At 69.7% G+C, this 22,466-nt stretch carries 19 protein-coding genes and 1 pseudogene; 8 read left to right on the top strand and 12 right to left on the bottom strand.

The features are described 5' to 3' along the window. Window positions 1-156: 156 nt before the first annotated feature. Together ABZU75_RS23815 and ABZU75_RS23820 are read left to right on the top strand one after the other, a co-directional pair. Complete coding sequence (locus ABZU75_RS23815; protein WP_355558065.1) at window positions 157-1,080, top strand: RNA polymerase sigma-70 factor; 924 nt, start codon at window positions 157-159, stop codon at window positions 1,078-1,080. A gap of 427 nt (window positions 1,081-1,507) precedes the next feature. Next, window positions 1,508-2,386: a hypothetical protein gene (locus tag ABZU75_RS23820; RefSeq protein WP_355558068.1), complete on the top strand. Its 879-nt coding sequence runs from the start codon at window positions 1,508-1,510 to the stop codon at window positions 2,384-2,386. A 36-nt stretch (window positions 2,387-2,422) separates the two neighbouring features. Here ABZU75_RS23820 and htpX read toward each other — a convergent pair whose 3' ends face one another. From htpX to ABZU75_RS23855, 7 genes and pseudogenes are all read right to left on the bottom strand, one after another. Further along, window positions 2,423-3,274: a zinc metalloprotease HtpX gene (htpX, locus tag ABZU75_RS23825; protein ID WP_355558071.1), complete on the bottom strand. Its 852-nt coding sequence runs from the start codon at window positions 3,272-3,274 to the stop codon at window positions 2,423-2,425. 73 nt (window positions 3,275-3,347) lie between these two features. Continuing rightward, window positions 3,348-4,982, bottom strand: coding sequence for an NADH-quinone oxidoreductase subunit N (locus tag ABZU75_RS23830; RefSeq protein ID WP_355558074.1), 1,635 nt, complete (start codon window positions 4,980-4,982; stop codon window positions 3,348-3,350). Further along, complete coding sequence (locus ABZU75_RS23835) at window positions 4,979-6,685, bottom strand: NADH-quinone oxidoreductase subunit M (RefSeq protein ID WP_355558077.1); 1,707 nt, start codon at window positions 6,683-6,685, stop codon at window positions 4,979-4,981. The genes ABZU75_RS23830 and ABZU75_RS23835 overlap by 4 nt, the downstream gene beginning before the upstream one ends. A 162-nt stretch (window positions 6,686-6,847) precedes the next feature. Next, a complete protein-coding gene (locus ABZU75_RS23840; RefSeq protein WP_355558080.1) occupies window positions 6,848-8,803 on the bottom strand; it encodes an NADH-quinone oxidoreductase subunit L in 1,956 nt (651 codons plus the stop codon). A 299-nt stretch (window positions 8,804-9,102) separates the two neighbouring features. After that, window positions 9,103-9,387 (bottom strand): annotated as a pseudogene (gene nuoK, locus ABZU75_RS23845) (NADH-quinone oxidoreductase subunit NuoK); the annotation flags it as partial. 2 nt (window positions 9,388-9,389) lie between these two features. Continuing rightward, a complete protein-coding gene (locus ABZU75_RS23850; RefSeq protein WP_355558083.1) occupies window positions 9,390-9,926 on the bottom strand; it encodes an NADH-quinone oxidoreductase subunit J in 537 nt (178 codons plus the stop codon). Next, window positions 9,923-10,678 (bottom strand): 4Fe-4S binding protein, encoded by a 756-nt coding sequence (locus ABZU75_RS23855; protein WP_355558086.1) that lies wholly within the window; start codon window positions 10,676-10,678, stop codon window positions 9,923-9,925. The genes ABZU75_RS23850 and ABZU75_RS23855 overlap by 4 nt, the downstream gene beginning before the upstream one ends. 247 nt (window positions 10,679-10,925) lie before the next feature. Here ABZU75_RS23855 and ABZU75_RS23860 point away from each other — a divergent pair, with 247 nt between their 5' ends. Next, complete coding sequence (locus ABZU75_RS23860; protein WP_355558089.1) at window positions 10,926-12,338, top strand: protein kinase; 1,413 nt, start codon at window positions 10,926-10,928, stop codon at window positions 12,336-12,338. An 18-nt stretch (window positions 12,339-12,356) separates the two neighbouring features. Here ABZU75_RS23860 and ABZU75_RS23865 read toward each other — a convergent pair whose 3' ends face one another. The 5 genes from ABZU75_RS23865 to ndhC all read right to left on the bottom strand — a co-directional run bounded on the left by ABZU75_RS23865 (window position 12,357) and on the right by ndhC (window position 15,906). After that, window positions 12,357-13,325 (bottom strand): hypothetical protein, encoded by a 969-nt coding sequence (locus ABZU75_RS23865; protein WP_355558092.1) that lies wholly within the window; start codon window positions 13,323-13,325, stop codon window positions 12,357-12,359. A 125-nt stretch (window positions 13,326-13,450) separates the two neighbouring features. Further along, a complete protein-coding gene (nuoH, locus tag ABZU75_RS23870) occupies window positions 13,451-14,407 on the bottom strand; it encodes an NADH-quinone oxidoreductase subunit NuoH (RefSeq protein ID WP_355558094.1) in 957 nt (318 codons plus the stop codon). 51 nt (window positions 14,408-14,458) lie between these two features. Further along, the gene (locus ABZU75_RS23875; RefSeq protein ID WP_350918216.1) at window positions 14,459-15,001 is read right to left on the bottom strand and encodes an NADH-quinone oxidoreductase subunit C; all 543 of its coding nucleotides are present in this window, start codon (window positions 14,999-15,001) and stop codon (window positions 14,459-14,461) included. Continuing rightward, window positions 14,994-15,434: an NADH-quinone oxidoreductase subunit B family protein gene (locus ABZU75_RS23880; RefSeq protein WP_350918679.1), complete on the bottom strand. Its 441-nt coding sequence runs from the start codon at window positions 15,432-15,434 to the stop codon at window positions 14,994-14,996. The genes ABZU75_RS23875 and ABZU75_RS23880 overlap by 8 nt, the downstream gene beginning before the upstream one ends. Window positions 15,435-15,534: 100 nt before the next feature. Next, a complete protein-coding gene (gene ndhC / locus ABZU75_RS23885; protein ID WP_350918219.1) occupies window positions 15,535-15,906 on the bottom strand; it encodes an NADH-quinone oxidoreductase subunit A in 372 nt (123 codons plus the stop codon). Window positions 15,907-16,085: 179 nt separating this feature from the next. On the opposite strand from ndhC, the gene ABZU75_RS23890 reads away from it, so the two are divergent. The 5 genes from ABZU75_RS23890 (at window position 16,086) to ABZU75_RS23910 (ending at window position 22,462) form a co-directional block, all read left to right on the top strand. Then, window positions 16,086-17,561, top strand: coding sequence for a polysaccharide deacetylase family protein (locus tag ABZU75_RS23890; RefSeq protein WP_355558099.1), 1,476 nt, complete (start codon window positions 16,086-16,088; stop codon window positions 17,559-17,561). A 377-nt stretch (window positions 17,562-17,938) separates the two neighbouring features. Then, window positions 17,939-19,792, top strand: coding sequence for a 2-oxoacid:acceptor oxidoreductase subunit alpha (locus ABZU75_RS23895; RefSeq protein ID WP_355558102.1), 1,854 nt, complete (start codon window positions 17,939-17,941; stop codon window positions 19,790-19,792). A 10-nt stretch (window positions 19,793-19,802) separates the two neighbouring features. After that, on the top strand, window positions 19,803-20,849 hold the full coding sequence (locus ABZU75_RS23900) for a 2-oxoacid:ferredoxin oxidoreductase subunit beta (RefSeq protein ID WP_355558105.1): 1,047 nt from the start codon (window positions 19,803-19,805) through the stop codon (window positions 20,847-20,849). A gap of 143 nt (window positions 20,850-20,992) precedes the next feature. Further along, window positions 20,993-21,943 carry an SDR family NAD(P)-dependent oxidoreductase gene (locus ABZU75_RS23905; RefSeq protein WP_355558108.1) on the top strand — a complete coding sequence of 317 codons (951 nt, stop codon included), beginning with the start codon at window positions 20,993-20,995 and terminating at the stop codon, window positions 21,941-21,943. Window positions 21,944-22,048: 105 nt separating this feature from the next. Continuing rightward, the gene (locus ABZU75_RS23910) at window positions 22,049-22,462 is read left to right on the top strand and encodes a DUF3592 domain-containing protein (RefSeq protein WP_355558111.1); all 414 of its coding nucleotides are present in this window, start codon (window positions 22,049-22,051) and stop codon (window positions 22,460-22,462) included. Window positions 22,463-22,466 lie beyond the last annotated feature (4 nt).

The raw sequence follows: 22,466 nt of genomic DNA on the forward strand, positions 1-22,466 counted from the left end.
CGGCATCGGCAACTGACTCGGGGTCCGGCTGCGGGCTCCGAGCCCCCGGGCTCGGGGGCGTTACTCTGGCGTGCCGGCGGCTCGGATGATCACCAGAAGATGCCTGCGCCGGCGAGTACGGCCGGGTGAGAGGGGTTCAAGGGGAGGGGGTTCGGCGTGAGCAAGGTCGAGGAGTTCGAGGAGCTGCGGCCGCTGCTGTTTTCGATCGCCTATCGGATTCTGGGGAGTGTGGGTGAGGCCGAGGACGCGGTGCAGGAGACATGGCTGCGCTATGACGGCTTGGCGACCCGGCCCACGTCGACCAAGGCTCTTCTGTCGGCCGCGGTGACGCGGATCTCGATCGATGTGCTGCGCTCCGCGCGGGTGCGGCGGGAGGCGTACGTGGGCCCGTGGTTTCCCGAGCCGCTGCTGAGCGATCCGTATCAGGATCCGGCGCGGTCGGTGGAGCTGGCCGACTCGGTGTCGATGGCGGCGTTGCTGCTGCTGGAGCGGCTCAGCCCGCTGGAGCGTGCGGTGTTCGTGCTGCGGGAGGTGTTCGGCTTCGGGTTTGACGAGGTCGCCGCAGCGGTGGGGCGATCGGAGGCGGCGTGCCGGCAGCTGCTGGTGCGGGCGCGGCGGCATATGGAGGCCGGGCGGCCGCGCTTCGAAGCGGTCCGCAAAGAGCGGGAGGAACTGGCGTCGCGGTTCTTCGACGCCCTCCGCGAAGGCGACGTCGCCGGCCTGCGGGAACTGCTCGCCGCCGACGTATCGATGGTCGGTGACGGCGGCGGCAAGGCCCCGCAGCTGGCCAGGGCCGTCATCGGCGCCGAGAACGTGGCCCGGTTGCTTGCCTCCCTCTTTCCCCGGTTGGCCCGGATCGACGTGACGTTCGAGCCGCACGAGGTCAACGGCCAGCCGGGCGCGATCTTCCGCGACCGGGACGGCAAGGTGCTCCACATCCTGGCGCTCGATGTACTCGACGGGCAGATCCAGACGATCCGCTCGGTGATCAATCCCGACAAGCTCGGGCACGTGGGCCCGGTAGCGGACGCCTGGGCAATCGACCGCGAAGTAAGACAGGCACGCCGGCGCACGGAATGACCGCAACACCGGCAGGGCATTTCGCCATCCCGGGGACGAGGCAAGGACCGGCCGGAGTGCACACCGGCCGCACCGCCGCTGACACCGAGGGTCCGGTGGGCACGGAACGGTGAGTCCGGCTTGGTGTCACATTCGCTGACATGATCATCGTGAGTCAGTGTGTTACCAGGCACAACGAGTGTGTTTCCAAAAGCCGGTGTTCGCCCGTGCCCTGCTGCGCGCGTCGGCGGTATCGGCGGTCAGCGGTTGTGGTCGGCCCTGCGTCACCATGCTGCGGTGGCGAGCACGCCCGCTGACACTCTCATGTCGCCTGGCACATGACGGCAGCCGGTCAGCCTTGACCGAGGCGTACAGTAGCCCGTACGTAACGGACGCCCCCCGAATGTCCGGAAGACTCGGGGGGGCCTCAGTGGGATTGTTCCGCCGCTTGAGTGTTTGCGTCGTCGTGGTCGTCGTGGTCATGGGGGCGGGCGTCCCCGCCCAGGCCGGGGGCGCGAGGTCTCCGGTCCGGTACGCGGGGCTCGACGGATGCGTCTGTGCTCCGTGGAAGCTCTGGGTACGCGGCGGCAGGGTGGTCAGCCTCACCGACGCCCGGGTGTTCTCCAGGGGCAGGCAACGGGCTCCGCTGGCCCTGTCGCCCAACGGTAGGTATGTCACTTATTTCCAGCTCGGCGACGGGGCGCTGGTGGTACGGGAGATGACGACCGGCGAGATACGCACGGTGCCCGGCGTGAAGTGGTCGAGCGCCATGCGCGCGGCGCGGATCGAACTCTCTCCCGGCGGGCGGTACGTGGTGCTGGGCATCCGGTGGGGGCACCGGATCCTGGACACGTACAGCGGTAAGAGTGTCCCGGTGCCGCCGGGGCTGCGGCCTTGGAGCTTCAGCCCCGACGCGAGGTTCGTGCTGGTGGTGGATGACTCGTTCCAGGCGGGGATCTACTCGATGTCGCCCTTCGCCGAGTGGGGACGCGTCCCGGTGGGAGGCGCGCTCGGTCCTGACGGGGAGACCGTGGCCCATTTCACGGCGCGTGACGCGGGGATCGGCCTGTGGAACGTGTCCGCGGGCAGCGCGCTGAGGCACGGCCCCATCCCCGTGCCCCGTGGCAGGACCCCTACCAGGCTGCGTTGGAACGGCAAGGGCCACCTCGACCTGCAGACGGTCACCCCGCGCAGGTTAAGGAGAGGGGGAGGCACTCGCTACGCCTGGTATCGGGTCGACCCGGAGTCAGGCCGGACGGAGCGGATCGGCGGCTTCATCGTGCCCGGATCCGTCCACAACCCGATCATCACCGGTCTGACGCCCTGACCCGCCTCATCCGGCGGGGTCAGCGGCGGCAAGCGGTCAGCGGCGGTACCCGGCCATGCGCTCCAGGCGGGCGACGCGCTCGGCGGTGGGCGGGTGGGTGGAGAACATCCGGCCGAGCCCCGCACCGCGGAAGGGGTTGGCGATCATCAGGTGGGAGGCGGAGGCGATCCGCCCGTTCTCCGGGAGGGGCAGATGGCGGGTGCCCATCTCGATCTTTCTCAGTGCCGAGGCGAGTGCCAGCGGATCGCCGGTCAGCCGAGCCCCTGACTCGTCCGCCTGGTATTCGCGGGAGCGGGAGATGGCCATCTGGATCATCCCGGCCGCGACCGGGCCCAGCACGATCATGAGGAGTGCGCCGATGAATCCGGGACCCTCGTCGTCCTCTCCGCCGCCGAAGAACAACCCGACGTAGCCGAGATAGGTGATCATGGTGGCGAGCGCTCCGGCCACCGAGGAGATCAGGATGTCGCGGTTGTAGACGTGGGAGAGCTCGTGCCCGATGACACCGCGCAGCTCGCGCTCGTCGAGTATCTGAGTGATCCCGTAGGTGACGCAGACGGCGGCGTTACGAGGGTTGCGCCCCGTCGCGAAGGCGTTGGGCTGCATGGTCGGCGAGACGTAGAGCCGGGGCATGGGCTGGCGGGCCTGTGTGGAGAGCTCACGCACGATCCGGTAGAGCAGCGGCTGCTCGACCTCACTCACCGGCCGGGCGCGCATGGCCGACAGCGCGATGCGGTCGGAGAAGAAATAGGCGGCACCGTTGGTCACCAGCGCGACCAGAACCGCGATCTGCACGCCTGCGCCGCCTCCGAACCACGCCCCCACCACGATGATCACCGCGGACAGTGCGCCGAGAAGGACCGCGGTACGCAGACCGTTGTGGTGCACTACACCCCCCTTTCGGTTGATGCCGATTCACCTGTGACAACGTTTCCAGCCAGGACAAACGTTCCCAGGTGTTTCAGCCCGCGGCGATCAGTGCTCCGGGGACGAGGTCGAGGACCAGTTGGGGGGCGACCGAGAACGCGACCGCGACGATCCCGGCCACCGCGATCGCCACACCGGCAGGTATCCATCCGGCGGCGCGGCCGGCCGTTTCCGTGCCCTCGGTGGCCGGAGTGAAGATCCGCACCACCCAGGCGATGTAATAGTAGAGGCCCGCGACCGTGTTGACCGCCATCACCACGGCCAGCCAGCCGCCGCCACCGCCGAGAAGCTCCCGGAACACCACGATCTTGGCGAAGAGCCCGGCCAGCCCCGGGGGCAGGCCCGCCAGGCAGATCAGGAAGAAGGCCAGTGCCAGTCCGGCCACCGGGTTCCGGAACGCCAGGCCCCGGTAGTCGTCCAACTCCCCCCTGCCGGAGCGCCTCGACACCAGCGTGACCACGGCGAACGCCCCGAGGTTCATCGCCGCGTAGAAGACCAGGTAGGCGATCGAAGCGTTCATCGCCTCGTGGCGCCCGGTGCCGAGGGGAGCGAGGATGTAGCCCGACTGGGCGACGGACGACCAGGCGAGCAGCCGCACCGCATGGCGCTGGCGCATGGCCAGGAGGTTACCCACGGTCATGGTGAGCGCGGCGATGATCGCGATCAGCGGGACCCAGATGGCGCCCTGGCCGCCCAGGGCGACGACCAGGATGAGGATCAGTCCGGCGAACCCGGCAGCCTTGGAGATGACGGAGAGCAGGGCCGCGACGGGGATGGGCGCACCCTGGTAGACATCGCCCGCCCACGCGTGGAACGGCACCGCCGCGATCTTGAAGGCGAACCCGGCGAGGACCAGCACCACCGCCACGGTGACCACGGCGGGCAGGTCGTAGCCGATCTTTAGTGAGGAGGCGTAGGCGGTGTCGACACCGTCCAGGACGAGCCTCAGGCCGGGCGCCCCGAGAACACGCTGCTGCAGAGCCTGGGCGATCCGGTCGAGGTAGACGGTTCCGGTCGTCCCGTACAGCAGGGAGACCCCGAAGAGCATCACCGCCGTGGAGACCACGGAGACCAGGAAGAGCTTGACCGCGGCCTCGGAGCTCCGGCCGTCGTAGCGTCTGAGCGCGGTGAGCGCGAACACCGGCAGCGAGACGAGCTCCAGGGCGACCACCAGCATGATCAGGTCACGGGAGGCGGGCAGGGCGACGGCACCCGCCAGCGTGCAGAGCAGCAGGAAGTACCACTCGCCGACGGGGATGTCCCCGAAGGAGAGCTCTGCCGCCGAGAGCAGCACCACGACGATTCCGGCCGCCAGTGCGAGTCCCGCGAAGACCAGTGTGAAGTCGTCGACCACGAACGAGCACGGCGCCGCGGCGGCCGGATTCACCGCCTGTTCGGTGTTCAGGGGGGCGATGGCACCGATCACCGCGTGCGGGGAGCCGAGCAACCCCTCCGGCACGCAGAAGGTCCGCAGCGGGTCTCCGGTGCGCAGTGCCTGCGAGACCACCACCGCCAGGGCACCGATCACCCCTGCCAGGGTGACCGCGCCGAGCGCCGGCCGGACGTACGGCCTGCGGGGCAGGAAGGCGTCCAGGAGCAGCACCAGCCCGGCGGTGAGGGCGAGGATCAGCAGCGGCGCGACCGCGTAGTAGTCGATCGACTGGATCACGGTGCCCCCACCAGGGTCCGGACCACCGGATCGGTGAGCAGGAGGAGCGCCTTGGGCCAGAGCCCGAACAGCAGGATCAACGCGATCAGCGGCACCCAGGCGGCCAGCTCGTAGCCCATGACGTCGGGCATCTGCGGCCTGCCCGCGCTCACCGCTCCCGGCGGGTGCGTGTCTCCCCCACCCGCGGCCGCGGGGAGGTCCTCCTCCTCGCCCGCCCTGGATCCGAGGGCGTCGTCCTCGGATCCGGTCGGGCCCGTGGAGGGGAGGGCATCCGTGCCGGCCGCGGCGAGGATCGGGACGTGGACGGTCTCGGTGCTCCGGCCGTGGGTGACGCGGGAGAGCATGAGCAGGAAGTAGGCGGCGGTCAGCACGGTGCCGAGACCTCCGAGAGCCATGAAGACCAGGTAGAGGGGGCCGGACAGGCCCGTGGCCGGTTCGAAGGCGCCGAGGAGGGCCAGCATCTCACCCCAGAAACCCGCCAGCCCCGGCAGCCCGAGTGAGGCGACGCAGGCGAAGGTGAGCAGGGAACCGAGGTGGGGAAGGCGGGTCAGCATGCCGCCACCGAGGGCGGGCATGTCCGAGGTGCCGTAGCGCTCCTTGATTGCCCCGGCGACGAAGAACAGCAGGGCGGTGATCAGGCCGTGGGCGATGTTGCCGAACAGCGCGCCGTTGATCCCGACGGGGGTCAGCGTGGCGAAACCGAGGAGCACGAAACCCATGTGGCCGACCGAGGAGTAGGCGATCATCCTTTTGAGGTCGCGCTGGGCGAGGCAGGCCAACGAGCCGTAGATGATGCCGATCACCGCGAAGGCTCCGAGCCAGGGGGCCACAGCGGCGGCCCCGTCGGGCAGGACCGGGATCGCGATTCTGGCGAAACCGTACGTACCCATCTTGAGCAGCACCCCCGCCAGGAGCACCGAGCCGACGGTGGGCGCCTCGGTGTGGGCGTCGGGCAGCCAGGTGTGCAGCGGCCACATCGGGGCCTTGACCGCGAGACCGATGCCGACGGCCAGGAAGGCGATGATCTGCACCGAGCGGGACATGCCCGTCCCCCGCGCCTGGGCCAGAGCGGTCATGTCCAGGGTGCCGGTCTGCGACCAGATGATCAGTAGGCCGAGCAGGAGGACCACCGAGCCCAGCAGGGTGTAGAGGATGAACTTGGTCGCCGCCGCCCGGCGGGCACGTCCTCCCCAGATGGCGATCACGAAGTACATCGGGATGAGGACGACCTCGAAGAACACGAAGAACAGCAGCAGGTCGAGCGCGAGGAATGTGCCGATCATGCCCACTTCGAGGACGAGCAGCGTGAACACCAGTGCCCGTGGCCGGTTACCGCCGCGTCCGGGGCTCAGCAACTGCCCGGGGCCGTCGGCGCGGCCCCGGCACAGGTAGACGAAGCAGAGAAAGGTCAGCAGCGTGGTCAGCACGACCAACGGCAGTGAGATCCCGTCCACGCCGAGGTGGAACCTGAGGTCCAGGCCGGGGATCCAGGCCAGGTCGGTCACGAACTGCACGCGGGCGGCGTCACCGTGGTCGAACGCGGCGGCCAGCACCACCGACAGTGCGAAGGTGACCCCGGAGACGGCCGGCCCGTGCACCCTGAGCAGCCGCTCCCTTGCCGCCGTATCCGCACCGGACGGCACGAGCAGCACGGTGGCTCCGGCGAGCGGCACGCCGAGAAGTGCGATCAGGAGCCAGCTCATGGCGCGGCCACCTCACAGAAATTCGGCCCCGGATTCGGCTCTGGGTTCGCTTCCAGGTTCGGCACTGAGTTCGGTCGCCGGGGAGAGGTCAACGGCGCGTCACCGCCAGACGGGTGGAGAGCGGTACGGCGGCGCCCACGCCGCCCCGGGGGGACAGAGAGCTCACCCGAAGATCACCGCCCCGGCCGCGATCAGGAGGACGCCCGCCAGCAGGCCGGTGACGTAGAGCTGGGCGTTGCCGTTCTGCACCAGGCGGACCAGCCCCGCCAGTCTCAGGGTCGTCCGGCCCGAGCCGCGTACCGTGCCGTCCACCACGCGGTTGTCCGTGCGGACGACGAGGCGCGCGAGGAGCAGCACGGGCCGGACGAGGAGCCCGGTGTAGACGGAGTCGACGTAGAAGGCCCGCTCGCAGGGGACGCGGAAGGGGCCGAGCACGCGGGCCGGGTCGGTCTGGGGCGCGGAGCGCCACACCGCGTAGACCGCCCCCGCGCCCAGCAGTGCCACCGTGAGGCTGAGGGCGGCGGTGCCCCAGTGGACGTCGCCGATGCGGGCGAAGCCGAGGAGCAGGGCCGGAACGGCCAGCACGACGATGGGCCAGCGCATGCTGGCCGGCACCTCATGTACGGCAGGTACGGCGGCGTGGGCCTCGCCCGCCACGGGCTCGGGCCGCGAGGCACGCTGCCCGAAGAAGGTGCGCAGCCACGCGCGGGTGGCGTAGGCGCCGGTCACCGCGATCGTGGCGAGGGCGCAGCCGTAGAGCAGGAGGGCCGCGGCATCGGTCAGCGGGCCCGCGGACAGGGAGTGCTCGATGCCCGTCAGCATCTCGTCCTTGCTGAAGAAGCCACTGGCCGGAGGCAGGCCCATCAGGGCGGCGAAGCCGATCGTCATCGCGGCGAAGGTGACCGGAAGCCCCCTGCGGAGACCTCCCATCGTGCTCATCAGGTTGGAGCCGACCGCGTGGATCACCGCTCCGGCGCAGAGGAAGAGCAGTGCCTTGAAAGCCCCGTGGGTGATCAGGTGGAAGATCGCGGCGTCCCGTGAGCCTGCGGCCAGGGCACCCGCCATGTAGGCGAGCTGGCTGATCGTGGAGTAGGCGAGGACACGCTTGAGATCGTCCTGGGCCAGGGCGGCGAGGGCCGCGCCGAGCATGCCGAGGGCGGCCAGGACCGCGAGCACGTCCAGGGTGGGCCGGGCGCCGAGGAAGGCGGGGTAGAGCCGGGCGACGACGAAGATCCCGGCGGCGACCATGGTGGCCGCGTGGATGAGGGCGCTGATCGGTGTCGGTCCTGCCATCGCGTCGGGGAGCCAGACGTGCAGCGGAACCTGGGCGCTCTTGCCCGCGACCCCGGCCAGCAGCAGCATGGTGGCGGCGATGAGGGTGCCGGACGACATCTCGGGGACCCCGGCGATGACGTCGGCGATCCTGAAGCTGCCGGCCGCCGTCCCGAGGACGAAGATGCCGAACAGGAAGCCGACGTCGCCGATCCGGGTGACGAGGAACGCCTTGATCGCCGCTCGCGAGTTGGCCCGCTCCTCCCACCAGTGCCCGACCAGCAGGTACGAGCACAGGCCCATGATCTCCCAGCCCACGTAGAGGACCAGGAGGTCCGCCGCGTAGACGACCAGCAGCATGGCGCTGGTGAACAGGCTGATGAAGGAGCTGTAGGACGGGTAGCGCCGGTCACCGCGCAGGTAGCCGATGGAGTAGACCTGCACGGCCAGCGCGACCACGGTGACCAGCACCGCGATCGACGCGGCGAGGCCGTCGACGAGCAGCCCGACCGAGATCGGCACCGATCCCGTCTCGATGACGGTGAACGTCGCGGTGACGCCGTCGGCCGCGGCCTGGCCCCCGCTCCCGATCGGGACCCGCGGCTCGATTCCGCCCTGGCCGGTGGCCGCCCAGGTGGCGTAGGCCAGCCAGATCGCCAGGGCGGTGGAGATCGCGGTGGGCAGCACGGCGATCCAGGCGGCCCGGCGGTTGGCGCCGGCGTTGAGGTCTGTGCCGGGGGTGCGGGACGTCGCGCCGCGAAGCCCCCGGGGGAAGCGGGAGCCGAGAAGCCCGGTGGCCGCGGCGAGGAAGGGCAGCAGGATCACGAGCGAGGCGACAGTGATCATGACGCGTCACCCGGCCTGGTGTCCGTCTCGGATCCGGCGGGAAACCGGGACTGCCGCGTGCGGGTCGCGGTCCGGGTGCGGCCCTGAGGCAGGCTCCGGGTCTCGGCCGGGGCCTGCTCCGGGCTCTGGGTCCGAGGTGGGGAGTGGGCACCGGCCTCGCCGGGGAGTGCCTCTCCGGCGGGGTCGGTGGATCCGGGATCGGTGGGCTGGATGCCATCGGGTCCGGGGTCGACCGGCCCGGGGTTCGTGGCCCCAGGGTCGGTGGGCTCGGGGTCGGTGGGCTCGGACAGGGAGCGGAGGCGGTCGAGGTCGATGGTCCGGCGGTTGCGGTAGAGCGCGAGAACGATCGCGAGACCGAGACCGACCTCGGCGGCGGCGATCACGATGACGAACAGGGTGAGCACCTGCCCGCTGTGCAGCCGGTCGCGCAACCAGACGTCGAAGACGACCAGGTTGAGGTTGACGGCGTTGAGCATGATCTCGACGGACATCAGCACGAGGATCGTGTTGCGCCGGGCGAGCACGCCGTACACGCCGATGGAGAAGAGCAGTGCCGAGACGACCAGGGGGTAGACGACGTGCACCTTCAGTCCCTCCCGCGAATGTCGGTGCGAGACAGGACGATGGCGCCGATCAGTGCCGCCAGCAGCAGGACCGAGAGCACTTCGAACGGGAGCACCCAGTTGCGGAAGATGCTCGCGCCGAGTTCCCCGGCCGAACCGCCGCCGGGCTCAAGCGGGACGTAGGCCATCCGGAAGCCGTCGACGACGACGGTGACCAGCACGGCCGCGGTGGCGATCGCCACGATCACGGCGGTCGGCCGGTTCGAACTGTCGAGGTCGGCGCTCCTGCCGATCGGAGCGCGGGTGAGCATGATGCCGAACAGCAGCAGGACGACGATCGCGCCGACGTAGATCAGCACCTGGACCCAGGCGACGAACTCGGCGGTGAGGACCAGGTAGCACCCGGCCAGCGCGCCGAAGCAGACCACCAGCCACAGGGCGGCGTGGACGAGTTGTCTGGTGGTCACGGTAAGCAGCGCCGACCCGACGGCCACCGCGCCCAGCAGGAGGAAGACGATCTCCTGCCCGGTCGGCGACAGATAGGACGGCGCCTCGGTCATGTCTCCTCCTCGGGCTCTCCACTCGGATCCGTGGAAGAAGTCTGCTCCGGCGGGGCCGCCTTCGGAGGAACGTCACCCTTGCCTGTGGATAACTTCTCGGTGGACGACTCGCCTGTGGACGGAGTGTCCTTCTTGGGGAGGGCACCCGGCGGCCGGATGGCCCGGACGCTCGCGTGTCCCGCCGAGGGACCTGTCCTGGACGGTCTGCCGGGTGGCGGAACACGTCGCGCGGGTGGCTCCTCGGGAACTCCCGGGGCCTCGGGCGCGGGAGTCGCGGCAGCCTGGGGAGCCGGCGTGGGACGGGGGCGGACCGGGCGGGAGGTGGCCGCCAGTTCCTTCGGCGGCTCGGCGCCCGGCTCGTGGGCCGGGGGCGGCGGGACGGTCTGGGCCCAGGCGGCCAGCTTGTCCTTCTCATGGAGGAGGTTGCGGATGTCGCCCTCGGCGTACTCGAACTCCGGAGACCAGAACAGCGCGTCGAACGGGCAGACCTCGATGCAGATCCCGCAGTACATGCAGAGGGAGAAGTCGATCGCGAACCGGTCGAGCATGTTGCGGGCGCGGGGACGGCCCCCCTCCGGGGCGGGGAGGGTCTCCTTGTGGGAGTCGATGTAGATGCACCAGTCGGGGCACTCACGAGCGCAGAGCATGCACACCGTGCAGTTCTCCTCGACCAGCGCGATCACCCCCCTGCTCCTCGGGGGCAGATCCGGCCGGACTTCGGGGTACTGCTGAGTCACCGATCTGCTCAGCATGTGGCGAAGGGTGACGGAGAGTCCCTTCACCAACCCCACTCCTGGTATCCGTGCCACAACTCAACATCATGACGCACAGTGGGGCGCTCGGGAATGCGGTGGGCCCTCCAGACCGTCACAACACAGAGATCACCCGGGTTATCCACAGAAGTTATCCACAGACTGTGTGTTCGATAATCGCCCTCCAACCGCCGAGCCAACGCCGAAGAGACTGCGGACATCCTGAAAAAATCGTATTGTTCGGCACATGTCCCACCAGTACGGACCAGCCTGGCAGCCGCAACCACCGGCACGATCCAACACCGCGTGGAGCGTGGTGTGGGCGCTGGTGCCCCTGTTGACCTGCGGCGTCGGGACGCCGTTCGTCATCGGCCACGCCGCGCGCCGGCTGCGGAGCCCGTTGCTGGCCCTCGCCGCCGCCCTCTACGGCCTCGGCATCGGCACCTTCGTGATCGCCGCCGGGATCTACGGGAGCTCTGATCTCATCCCGGTCTGGCTGGACGCCATCGGGCTGATCGGCCTGTTCGGCAGCTGGCTCGGCGGGCTGGGCCACGCGCTGATCCTCAGGGGAGAGGTGTTCCGGCCGCGGCCGTTCCAGGAGTTCCACCCGCGGCCGGCCCCGGAGTACGGGCGCCCGCCCCAGCCGGTGCCCCACCAGACCGGCCCCACGGTGGTCTCGGTCCAGCACCCGCCCGCGCAACGGCCGGCGCAGCGGCACCCGGGGCCCGCGCAGCACGGCGGATACCAGCAGGCACAGCACCATCAGCGTGACGACCGGCCGCCCCAGTACGTGCAGAGCCACTTCACGCAGGGCCAATTCCCCCAGGGCCCGCCCACCCACGCCGTACAGGGCCAGAACCCCCAAAGCCCGCAGAACACCCCGGCCCCCCAGGGCTGGCTGGGGCCCTACCGCCTGATCGGCAACCTGGGGAAGGGCGGTCAGGGGACGGTCCACCTCGCGCTCACCCCGCAGGGGCAGAAGGTCGCGATCAAGGTGCTGCACGAGCACTTCAACGGCAATCAGGTGGTCAGGGAGCGATTCCTGCGGGAGGTGGAGGCGACGCGCAGGGTGGCGACCTTCTCCACGGCCCGGGTGCTGGACGTGAACATCAACGAGGACCAGGCGTACGTCGTCAGCGAGTACGTGGAGGGCGTCTCCCTGGAGCAGCTGGTCCGCGACAAGGGTCCGCGCGACGAGGACGGGCTGACCCGGCTGGCCCTGGCCACGGCGGGCGCGCTGGCCGCGATCCACCGGGCCGGCGTGGTGCACCGGGATTTCAAACCGGCCAACGTGCTGATCGGCGCCGACGGACCCCGCGTGATCGACTTCGGCATCGCCCGGGCCCTCGACCAGGTCACCGCGACATCGGGCAGCATCATGGGCACCCCCGCCTACATGTCGCCCGAGCAGCTCGCGGGCGAGACGATCGGCCCGGAGACCGACGTGTTCAGCTGGGCCTCGACCATGATCTTCGCCGCTTCCGGCCGGGTGGCCTTCGGTGAGGACACCATCCCCGCGATCCTGAACCGGGTGATCAACCACCAGCCGGACCTGACGGCCCTGCCCCAGTCACTGCGCCCGCTGGCCGCGGCCTGCCTGGACAAGCAGCCCCGCAACCGGCCCACGGCCTCCGACATCATGCTGCGGATCGTGCAGTAGACATGCCCGGCCGGCAGGTCAGGGGACCGCGTCCTTCGCCTCCGCCGTCAGGTCCAGGTATTCCTGGTGGGTCAGCGAGCGAGCCTGGAACTCAAGGCCGTTGCCCGCGGCGAAGCGCTCGACGTCCCCCGCGTTCCAACGTCCCGGCAGGTGGAACAGCCCCCCGCCCACCAGCAGGCCGGTCACGCCGGACTCCGCCGAGTAGAGCAGCAGCTCGGAGGCGTCCAGCTCGCGGGTTCTGCGCGCGGTCTCCAGCAGCAGACGGCCGTGGACGACCACCAGTCGGCAGTGCGGCTGGCCCCCGCGCCTGAGCACGCGCCCCTGGACGGTCTGGTCGCGGGACCTGCGGCGGCCGACCCCGATCACGACGACGGCCCCGACGACCGTCAGCCCGGCCAGCACCAGGGCGGCGACCCCGAGCGGCCCCATTCCCCAGGTGACGTCTCCCTGAGTGACGTCTCCCCTGGTGACGTCGGCGCGGGTATTGGTCAGGTTGAGGAGCACCAGCGCCACGAAGGCCGCCCCATAGGCGAGCACCGCCCACATGAGCACGTACAGCAACTGCTCGCGCCACCACACCTTCGGCGAGCTCAGCGGCGGCCTGAGGCTTCTCGCACCGGGCACGCGCAGGCGCGGCAGGGGCGCGGGCGCCCTGCGCCAGGTCACCGCGCGCCACCTCGGCGACCTGCGGGCCAGCGCGACCCTGGCCTGCTGCGGGGTGTCGAACGCCCGGAACTCGAACTCCAGCCCGTTGCCCGCGGCGAACGCCTCCACCGCTCTCCTCGACCGGGACCCCGGAGCCTCCAGCATGACCAGGCCGGACTCGTCGAGCACCGCCAGGCCGTACCTCGTCCTGCCCCTGCCGGGGTAGCCGAAGATCAGCAATCTGCTCGCCCGGCCCGCACCGGCGAGCGGCAACCGCACCGGTGAGTGTTCTGGCACATCGACGACCAGTTCGTCGTTTTCCACGGCAAGCGCGAGGGTCATCCGTTCCGTCCTTGGCAAGTGATGTCGCAGGGTGCACTGCTCCCTGCCCAGGGTGAGCGCTTCGAACGTCAGATCATCCGTACGGTGGGCCGAGCGGGAAACCGGTGCGGGCGCGCGGTGCGAGGTTACCCGGCGATGACCCTGACGACTCCCGTCAGCGCGAGCTGGACCAGCGCCAGCGGCACCAGGCCGACCCAGGCGAGCCTCTGCAGCTGGTCCTCGCGGAGCCTGGGATAGCTCACCCTCAGCCAGATGACCACGAAGACCAGCAGGAAGACCTTGATGAGCATCCACACCGGCCCCGGCAGGAGGGGGCCGTGCCAGCCGCCCAGGAACAGCACGCTGGTCAGCGCGGAGACCACGATGATCCCCGCGTACTCGGCCAGCATGAACAGGGCGAACCTGATGCCCGTGTACTCGGTCATCGGGCCCATGATGAGCTCGGAGTCGGCGATCGGCATGTCGAACGGCGGGCGCCGGAGCTCGGCGAGTCCCGCGACGAAGAAGACCACGCCGCCGATCGCCTGCCAGGGCAGCCACCACCACTGCCAGGCCGCCACGATGCCCGGCAGGGAGAGCGTACCCGCCGCCATCGCGACGCTGGAGGCCGCGAGGACCAGCGGCAGCTCGTACGACATGAGCTGGGCCGCCGAGCGCACTCCGCCCAGGACCGAGTACTTGTTGCCCGACGACCAACCGGCCATGATCGAGCCGAGCACGCCGACCCCCATCACGGCGAGGACGAAGAACAGCCCGGCGTCCAGGTCGACCCCGACCAGCCCCGGCCCGACCGGGATGACGACCATCACCAGGAGATAGGGGACCAGCGCCACGCCGGGGGCCAGGGTGAAGACCCTGCGGTCGGCGGCGGCCGGGATCACCTGCTCCTTCTGCATGAACTTGACCCCGTCGGCGATCAGCTGTGCCCAGCCGTGGAAGCCTCCGGCGTACATGGGGCCGAGGCGCGCCTGCATGTGCGCCATGACCTTGTGCTCCATCTGCCCGGCGACCAGCGGCAGCACCAGGAAGACCGCGACGATCACGACCAGCCGGACCGCGACGTCGAGCACCTCGGCGATCATGCCTACCTCCGGTCCTTCGGGGGGAGAAGCCTGCCGGGTCGCCGGAATGTCTCAGCCGCCACGCTCGCGCCCCCAGTCGGTGGGCACCCCCGGCGGGAGCGTCTTGCGGCGGCTCGGCGAGCCGTGGTCGGACTCGCCGGGTTCCTTGGCTCCCGGCCACGCCTTGGCGACCCTGGCGGCCAGTACGAAGTCCTTGCGCAGCGGGAACCCCTCGAAGCCCTCGGGGAGCAGCAGCGGGACGAGGTTCGGGTGGCCCTCGAAGACGACGCCGAACATCTCGAAGGTCTCGCGCTCGTGCCAGTCGGCTCCGCGGAAGACGCCGACCGCGCTGGGCAGCCGGGGGTCCTCGCGCGCCACCCTGGTGCGCAGCAGCAGGTGGGCGTGCGAGGCCGGGGCGAACAGGTGTGCGACGACCGCGAAGGCCTCCGGCGGCTCGTCCACCGCGGTCAGCCAGTCGAAGAACTCGTACCCCTGGGATCTGGCGGATTCCAGCAGGGCGATCCAGTCGTCGGCGTCCACGTCGACGGTCCGGTAGCCGAAGGACTCCGACACCCGGGCGCCCTCGCCGTGGGTGAAGGGGTGCAGGTCAGGCATAGCGGTCACCCAGGTTCTCGGCGGCGATCTTCTCCTGGAGCATCATGATGCCGTGGAGCAGCGCCTCGGGGCGGGGAGGGCAGCCGGGGACGTAGACGTCCACCGGGATGATCTGGTCGACGCCCTTGGTCACGCAGTAGGAGTCCCAGTAAGGACCGCCGGAGTTGGAGCAGGCGCCGAAGGAGATCACGTACTTGGGCTCGGGCATCTGCTCGTAGAGCCGCTTGACCGCGGGGGCCATCTTGTCGGTCACCGTGCCCGAGACGATCATCAGATCCGCCTGCCGGGGACCGTTGGCGAACGGGATGACCCCGAACCTGATGAAGTCGTGCCTGCTCATCGAGGTCGCGATGAACTCGATGGCGCAGCAGGCCAGGCCGAAGTTGAACGCCCACAGCGAGTAGCGACGCCCCCAGTTGAGGATGAAGCGCATGGGTTTGGGGGCGAGCCGTGCGGCCGGGCCCACCGTGGGCATCGGGAGATCTGCCATGGCACGCATTCTCCTTCAGGGTCGGTACTCGCGCTCGCCCGGTTCAGGTCCAGGTGAGCACGCGCTTGCGCCAGGCGTACAGGATGCCGAGCGCGATGAAGCCGAGGAAGACGAACATCTCGGCCAGGGTGGTCGTCCCGAAGCCCGGCTCGGCGAAGATCGTCGCCCAGGGGAAGAGGAAGACCGCGTCAACCGCGAAGATCACATACAGGTAGGTGAACACGTAGTAGCGGACCTGGGACTGGGCCCAGCCGTCGCCGACCGGGTCGACGCCGCACTCGTAGGTGAGCAGCTTCTCGGCGGTGGGGCGGTTGGGACGGAGCGCCCGGTTGACGAGCAGCGCCCCGGCGACGATGAGCAGGCCGATCGCGAACAGCGCGAGGACCACCACATAAGAGCCGAAATATCCGCTCATGGCCTCTCCTCTTCGGGGCCTGCCGCACGGCCTCGCTCGATCTGCCGTACGCCCTACCTATAGCAGTATCCGCCCTTCCCGTCATGCGGCGAAGCCCATGTACCCAAGACCGCTAAAGCCTCCGTGCACTTAACCTCAAATCAGGGTAAATGCACTGTTACCGCACCTAAGGTGACTTCATGCCCAACCTGCGATTCGTCGGAGGAATCGCCTGGATGGCCGTGACGATCGCCGGTTGCGGCGCAGCCATCACCCCCTCTTCCGCGAAGGCCCCCATGCCCTCGGAGCCCACATTGATCAATTTTGTGGACCCCTCCGTGGTCCAGGGCCTGAGCACACGGACCCTGTTCTCCGGAGAGACGGGGAAACGGCACGTGCACGCCGTCTATCCGGCCGTCCCCGGCGCCCCCCGCCTCACCGAGAAGCTCCACGGGACCGTGCGCGAAGAGCTCGACGGGTTCACCCGGCACGGCGCCCCCGCCAACGCCCTGCCCAAGCCCGAGTTCAACGTGGACTGGCAGCTCGCCGCCGCATCCCCCGAGGTCCTGGGGGTACGGCTGCGCATCGGTCACTCCATGGAGTCGGGCTGGAGCGAGGCGCGCACCACCGTCTGGTACGACCGGGTGAAGGGGCGCGCCCTCGACTCCGCCGACCTGCTCACCGACCGTCCCGCGCTGGTCACGCTGGCCGGGATCGTCAGGAGCGAGCTGAGGTTGCGGGGACCGCTGGTGACCCCGAACGCGCTCAGGCCGGACCGGGAGATGTTCGACTCCCTCGGTTTCAACCCACGTGGCGACCTCGTCGTGGAGTTCGACGACGAGCAGGTGGGGCTGGGGGTCGCCGGCCGGGTGGCGGTCGCCGTACCGTCCGCGACCGCGGCGCCGCTGCTGTCGGAGATCGGGCTGCGGGCACAGCGCGCGGCCGTGCAGGCGAAGAAGACTCCGGCCCCCACGTCGCGGGAGGAGATCAAGGCCGCGAGCACCGACAAGCCTCCGGCGCGCAGCTTCATGGCGGGCAGCGTGGACTGCGCGAAGCTCAGGTGCGTGGCGCTGACCTACGACGACGGGCCGGGCCCCGAGACCGCGCGGCTGCTCGACGTCCTCCGCGCCCACGGGGCGAGGGCGACCTTCTTCACCCTCGGTTCCAACGCCTCCGCCCGGCCCGACCTGCTCAGGCGGATGCGCGACGAGGGACACCTGGTGGCCAACCACACCTGGTCCCACCGCGATCTCACCATGCTGCCCCCCACCAAGATCGCCGACCAGCTCACCCGCGCGCAGCACGCGGTCGCCCAGATCATCGGCCAGGTCCCCACCCTGATGCGCCCGCCGTACGGCGACAGCGACATTCAGGTGGCCACCGTCGCGGGCCGCCTGAACATGGCCGTGGTGCGCTGGAACGTGGACCCCGAGGATCGCTGGGACCCCGACCCCCGGGCGATCGCCGACCGGACCGTCGCCCGGGCCGAGCCCGGGGCGATCGTCCTCCTGCACGACTCCCACCCCGCGACGGTCGACGCGGCCCCGGAAATCCTGCGCCGGCTATCCGAGGCGGGCTATACCTTTGTCACCGTCCCCGAGCTGTACGGCTCGCGCGAGATGGTGCCCGGCCGGACCTACGACTCCGGGGGCGTTTCGACGGCGCCGGACCGGTAGCCGATGTCATAACCTGGAGCTATGGGGCCATAGCCTGAGGCGATGAGAACGCGGCCGCGACGGGACATATAGTTGGGCAGCGTGACCTCAACTGTCCTCTTCGCCCGCCTGCACGTCGACCTGTGCCGGCTCGCGGCGGGGCTGTGTCGGGACGGCCGTCCGCGATCGTGACCTCCACGTAGGCCGTGATCCGGCCGCAAAACGCGACATCCGCGCCCCAGGTTTCGACTCAGCGGCCGCAGAGGATGCGCGACACGGGTCGCCCTTCTCCGCCGAGTGGAACGCGAAAAGCCTACGCGTGACCCCCGAGGATCTAGCATGGAAAAAAGAATGTGCCACGAGCAACGGCGCCCTGTCGCGTCGAGGAGGACTGAGCTGTGACCAAGCAGGTTCAGCAACTCGAACGCGTGATCATCCGTTTTGCCGGGGACTCCGGCGACGGCATGCAGCTGACCGGCGACCGCTTCACCGCCGGGACGGCTGAGTTCGGCAACGACCTGTCGACACTCCCCAACTTCCCCGCTGAGATCCGCGCCCCCGCAGGCACCCTGCCGGGCGTGTCGAGTTTCCAGCTCCACTTCGCCGACCACGACATCCTCACCCCGGGTGACGCGCCCAACGTCCTGGTCGCGATGAACCCCGCCGCGCTGAAGGCGAACCTCTCGGACCTGCCGCGCGGCGCCGACATCATCGCCAACACCGACGAGTTCACCAAGCGCAACCTGCAGAAGGTGGGCTACGCCGTCAGCCCGCTGGAGGACGACTCGCTCGCCGCGTGGCGGGTCCACTCGGTGCCGCTGACCTCGCTGACCGTCAAGGCCCTCGAAGGCTTCGCGCTGTCCAAGAAGGACGCCGAGCGGTCCAAGAACATGTTCGCCCTCGGGCTGCTGAGCTGGCTCTACCACCGGCCCACCGAGGCGACGATCCAGTTCCTGGAGACCAAGTTCGCCAAGAAGCCCGACATCGCCAAGGCCAACATCGCCGCCTTCCAGGCGGGCTGGAACTACGGCGAGACCACCGAGTCCTTCTCGGTCTCCTACGAGGTCAAGCCGGCCAAGCTGGCCCCTGGCGTGTACCGCAACATCTCCGGCAACCAGGCGCTCGCCTACGGCCTGATCGCCGCCTCGGTGCAGTCGAGGCTGCCGCTCTTCCTCGGGTCCTACCCGATCACCCCGGCCAGCGACATCCTGCACGAGCTCTCCAAGCACAAGCGGTTCGGCATCCGCACCTTCCAGGCCGAGGACGAGATCGCGGGCGTCGGCGCGGCGCTCGGCGCCTCCTTCGGCGGCGCCCTGGGCATCACGACGACCTCCGGGCCCGGTGTCGCGCTGAAGGCCGAGACCGTCGGCCTCGCGGTGACCACCGAGCTGCCGCTCATCGTGGTCGACGTGCAGCGTGCGGGTCCCAGCACCGGCATGCCCACCAAGACCGAGCAGACCGACCTCCTGATGGCCATGTACGGCCGCAACGGCGAGTCGCCGCTGCCGATCATCGCCCCCTCGACCCCCTCCGACTGCTTCGACGCGGCGGTGGAGGCGGCCAGGATCGCGGTGAAGTACCGCACCCCGGTCATGCTGCTCTCCGACGGCTACCTCGCCAACGGCTCCGAGCCGTGGAAGGTGCCCGACGCCGCCGATCTGCCCGACATCTCCACCGAGTTCGCCTCCGGGCCGAACGCCGAGGACGGCGTGACCTTCCTGCCGTTCAAGCGCGACCCCGAGACCCTCGCCCGCCCCTGGGCGATTCCCGGCACCGCCGGCCTGGAGCACCGGATCGGCGGCATCGAGAAGGCCGAGGGCACCGGGAACATCTCCTACGATCCCGACAACCACGACCGGATGGTCAGGATCCGCCAGGCCAAGATCGACGGGATCGCCCACGACATCCCGGCGCTTGAGGTGGACGATCCCGACGGCGACGCCCGCGTGCTGGTGCTCGGCTGGGGGTCCACCTACGGACCGATCGCGGCGGCCGCGCGGCGCATCAGGAAGGCCGGCGGCAAGGTCGCCCAGGCCCACCTGCGGCACGTCAACCCGCTGCCCGCCAACACCGGCGAGGTCCTGCGCGCGTACGACAAGGTGCTCCTGCCGGAGATCAACCTCGGCCAGCTCGCGCTGCTGCTCCGTGCCCGCTTCCTGGTCGACATCATCAGCTACAACCGAGTGCGTGGACTTCCGTTCAAGGCCGAAGAACTTGCCGGCGTGATCCAGGACGTGATCGACAGTGAGTAGTGGTACCGAATTGTCCGTCCCCGGAACCGGCGGGGGGCTTTCGCTGGTCCCGAAGTCCGAGGTCAAGCTCGGAATGAAGGACTTCAAGACCGACCAGGAGGTCCGCTGGTGCCCCGGATGCGGTGACTACGCCATCCTGGCCGCGGTCCAGTCGTTCGTGCCCGAACTCGGCCTCAAGCGCGAGAACATGGTGTTCGTCTCGGGCATCGGCTGCTCCTCGCGGTTCCCGTACTACATGGACACCTACGGGTTCCACTCGATCCACGGCCGCGCCCCGGCGATCGCGACCGGCCTGGCCGCCTCGCGTCCCGACCTGTCGGTCTGGGTGATCACCGGTGACGGCGACTCGCTGTCCATCGGCGGCAACCACCTCATCCACGCGCTGCGCCGCAACGTCAACCTGAACATCCTGCTGTTCAACAACAGGATCTACGGTCTCACCAAGGGGCAGTACTCCCCGACCTCCGAGGTCGGCAAGATCACGAAGTCCACCCCGATGGGCTCGCTGGACAAGCCGTTCAACCCGATCTCGCTGGCCATCGGCGCCGAGGCCTCCTTCGTGGCCAGGACCATCGACTCCGACCGCAAGCACCTGCAGTCGGTGCTGCGCGAGGCCGCCGAGCACCGGGGCACCTCCCTGGTCGAGATCTACCAGAACTGCAACATCTTCAACGACAACGCCTTCGAGCAGTTGAAGGACCCGGAGCAGCGGGACGACATCACGCTCCGCCTGGAGCACGGCCGGCCCATCGCCTCGGCTTCCAAGGCGGTGCGCCGGGCGGCCGACGGCGGTATCGAGGTCGTCCCGAGGTCGTCGGTGAGCGAGGACGAGATCCTCGTGCACGACGCCCACCGCGCCGACCCCTCGCTGGCCTTCGCGCTCTCCCGGCTGGACGAGCCCGCCTTCGAGCACGTCCCGATCGGCGTCTTCCGCAGCGTCGCCCGTCCCTCCTACGACGAGCTCATGACCGAGCAACTCCAGGAGGCCGTCGACGAGCGGGGTCCCGGTGACCTGAACGACCTGCTGCTCGGCGGAGACACCTGGCGTATCGGCTGACAGCACACGATAAGGCCCGCTCCTCGGAGCGGGCCTTATCGCTTTTCCCCGGATTCTCGGCAATGCCTGCCGATATCCGATGTCGCGAGGTATGAATTATCCGGTCCTTCCCCGAGAACCTCGCTCGAACAGGGAGAGCTCACATGCGAAGCCCGGTACCGGCACATGCCCCCGTGCACGGAGCAGAGGATCACTGGCGTGGGAGACGGGTGCTGGTGACGGGGGCGGGCGGCTTCATCGGGGCCCACCTGGTGCGACGCCTGGGCGCGCTCGGCGCACGGGTGCACGCGGTCGGCCGCCGGGTCAGGGAGAGCACGGACGGCGAGACCTGGCACGTCGCCGATGTCGCCGACGAGGGCGCGGTGGAGAAGCTCGTCACCTCCGTCCGCCCGGAGGTCGTGTTCCACCTGGCCAGCGAGGTCGCCGGGGCCAGGGACCCCCGGCTCGTGCTGCCGATGCTGCACAGCAACCTCACCGGCGTGGTCAACCTGCTCACGGCGGTCGCCGGGGCCCCGGGGACCCGGGTGGTGCTGGCGGGCTCGCTGGAGGAGCTACGGCCCGAGGAGGGCGACAGGGCGCCGTCCTCGCCCTATGCGGTCTCCAAGTGGGCCGCGGACGGCTACGCGCGGATGTTCCACCACCTGTGGGGCGTACAGGTCAGCAACCTGCGGATCGGCATGGTCTACGGGCCGGGACCCCAGGACACCCGCAAGCTGGTCCCCTACGCGGCGCTGTCCCTGCTGCGCGGCCAGGAGCCCGAGCTGGGCAGCGGGACGCGCGAGCTCGACTGGGTGTACGTGGACGACGTGGTCGACGCCTTCCTCGCGGCGGGCGAGACCCCGGACGCGGCGGGCCGGGCCTTCGACATCGGCACGGGGAAGGGCACCTCGATCCGCGACACGGTGGACCTGCTCTCCCGGATCGTCGGCGGCCGGATCGGCCCCCGCTACGGCGCGCTCACCGACAGACCACTGGACAGTGCCAGGATCGCCGACCCGGCCCCCGCCTCCGAGATCCTCGGCTGGCGGCCCACCGTCGGTCTTGAGGAGGGGCTGCGCCGGACCGTCGAGTGGTTCGCCCGCGAAAACGACTGAGCGGGTGGCTCGACCGGGCCACCTCGCGCCCTACGAATCCGCTGCTCGATACGAGATCATTGAGCTCCAAGCCGGCCACAAGCAGCCGTCCCTATCGTCGGCCGTATGTGGTGGATCTTTCTGCTCCTTGAGACCGCACCGATTCTGATCCTGTACTGGGGGGTCAAGGGCTCGCGGAGAACGCGGCGGGCCATAGCGGCATCGCGGGGAACACGCGGGTCGGTGCTCTCCCTGTACACCCGGACAACCTCCAAGGGGCGGGCATACACCTATGCCGTGTTGGAGTTCACGAACTCGGCCGGCGAAAAGGTCGAGACCCGCTCGGCCCACGAGATGCGCGAACGCAAGAAGCCCGGCTCGGCGGTAAAGGTGCGCTTCCTACCGAAGCACCCCACGACAGCGTGGATCGAGGGCGAGGCGGAGGCGGAGGCCGGCCGCACACTCTTCATCTCCCTCGCCCTCCCCATCGTGTGGACAGCGATCATGGCCTGGTACATCTTCATCGAGTCGCCGAGCTAGGCAG

It is taken from the genome of Streptosporangium sp. NPDC005286, from assembly GCF_040607515.1.
GTDB lineage: Bacteria > Actinomycetota > Actinomycetes > Streptosporangiales > Streptosporangiaceae > Streptosporangium.

Excerpts from the sequence above, each read along its gene's own strand:
- ABZU75_RS23880 (WP_350918679.1), bottom strand. The coding sequence starts at position 15,434 with ATGCGCTTCATCCTCAACTGGGGGCGTCGCTACTCGCTGTGGGCGTTC.
- ABZU75_RS23850 (WP_355558083.1), bottom strand. The coding sequence starts at position 9,926 with ATGACCGAGGCGCCGTCCTATCTGTCGCCGACCGGGCAGGAGATCGTC.
- ABZU75_RS23855 (WP_355558086.1), bottom strand. The coding sequence starts at position 10,678 with ATGCTGAGCAGATCGGTGACTCAGCAGTACCCCGAAGTCCGGCCGGAT.
- ABZU75_RS23890 (WP_355558099.1), top strand. The coding sequence starts at position 16,086 with ATGCCCAACCTGCGATTCGTCGGAGGAATCGCCTGGATGGCCGTGACG.
- ABZU75_RS23905 (WP_355558108.1), top strand. The coding sequence starts at position 20,993 with ATGCGAAGCCCGGTACCGGCACATGCCCCCGTGCACGGAGCAGAGGAT.
- ABZU75_RS23835 (WP_355558077.1), bottom strand. The coding sequence starts at position 6,685 with ATGAGCTGGCTCCTGATCGCACTTCTCGGCGTGCCGCTCGCCGGAGCC.
- nuoH (WP_355558094.1), bottom strand. The coding sequence starts at position 14,407 with ATGATCGCCGAGGTGCTCGACGTCGCGGTCCGGCTGGTCGTGATCGTC.
- ABZU75_RS23875 (WP_350918216.1), bottom strand. The coding sequence starts at position 15,001 with ATGCCTGACCTGCACCCCTTCACCCACGGCGAGGGCGCCCGGGTGTCG.
- ABZU75_RS23860 (WP_355558089.1), top strand. The coding sequence starts at position 10,926 with ATGTCCCACCAGTACGGACCAGCCTGGCAGCCGCAACCACCGGCACGA.
- ABZU75_RS23865 (WP_355558092.1), bottom strand. The coding sequence starts at position 13,325 with ATGACCCTCGCGCTTGCCGTGGAAAACGACGAACTGGTCGTCGATGTG.
- ABZU75_RS23840 (WP_355558080.1), bottom strand. The coding sequence starts at position 8,803 with ATGATCACTGTCGCCTCGCTCGTGATCCTGCTGCCCTTCCTCGCCGCG.
- ABZU75_RS23910 (WP_355558111.1), top strand. The coding sequence starts at position 22,049 with ATGTGGTGGATCTTTCTGCTCCTTGAGACCGCACCGATTCTGATCCTG.
- ndhC (WP_350918219.1), bottom strand. The coding sequence starts at position 15,906 with ATGAGCGGATATTTCGGCTCTTATGTGGTGGTCCTCGCGCTGTTCGCG.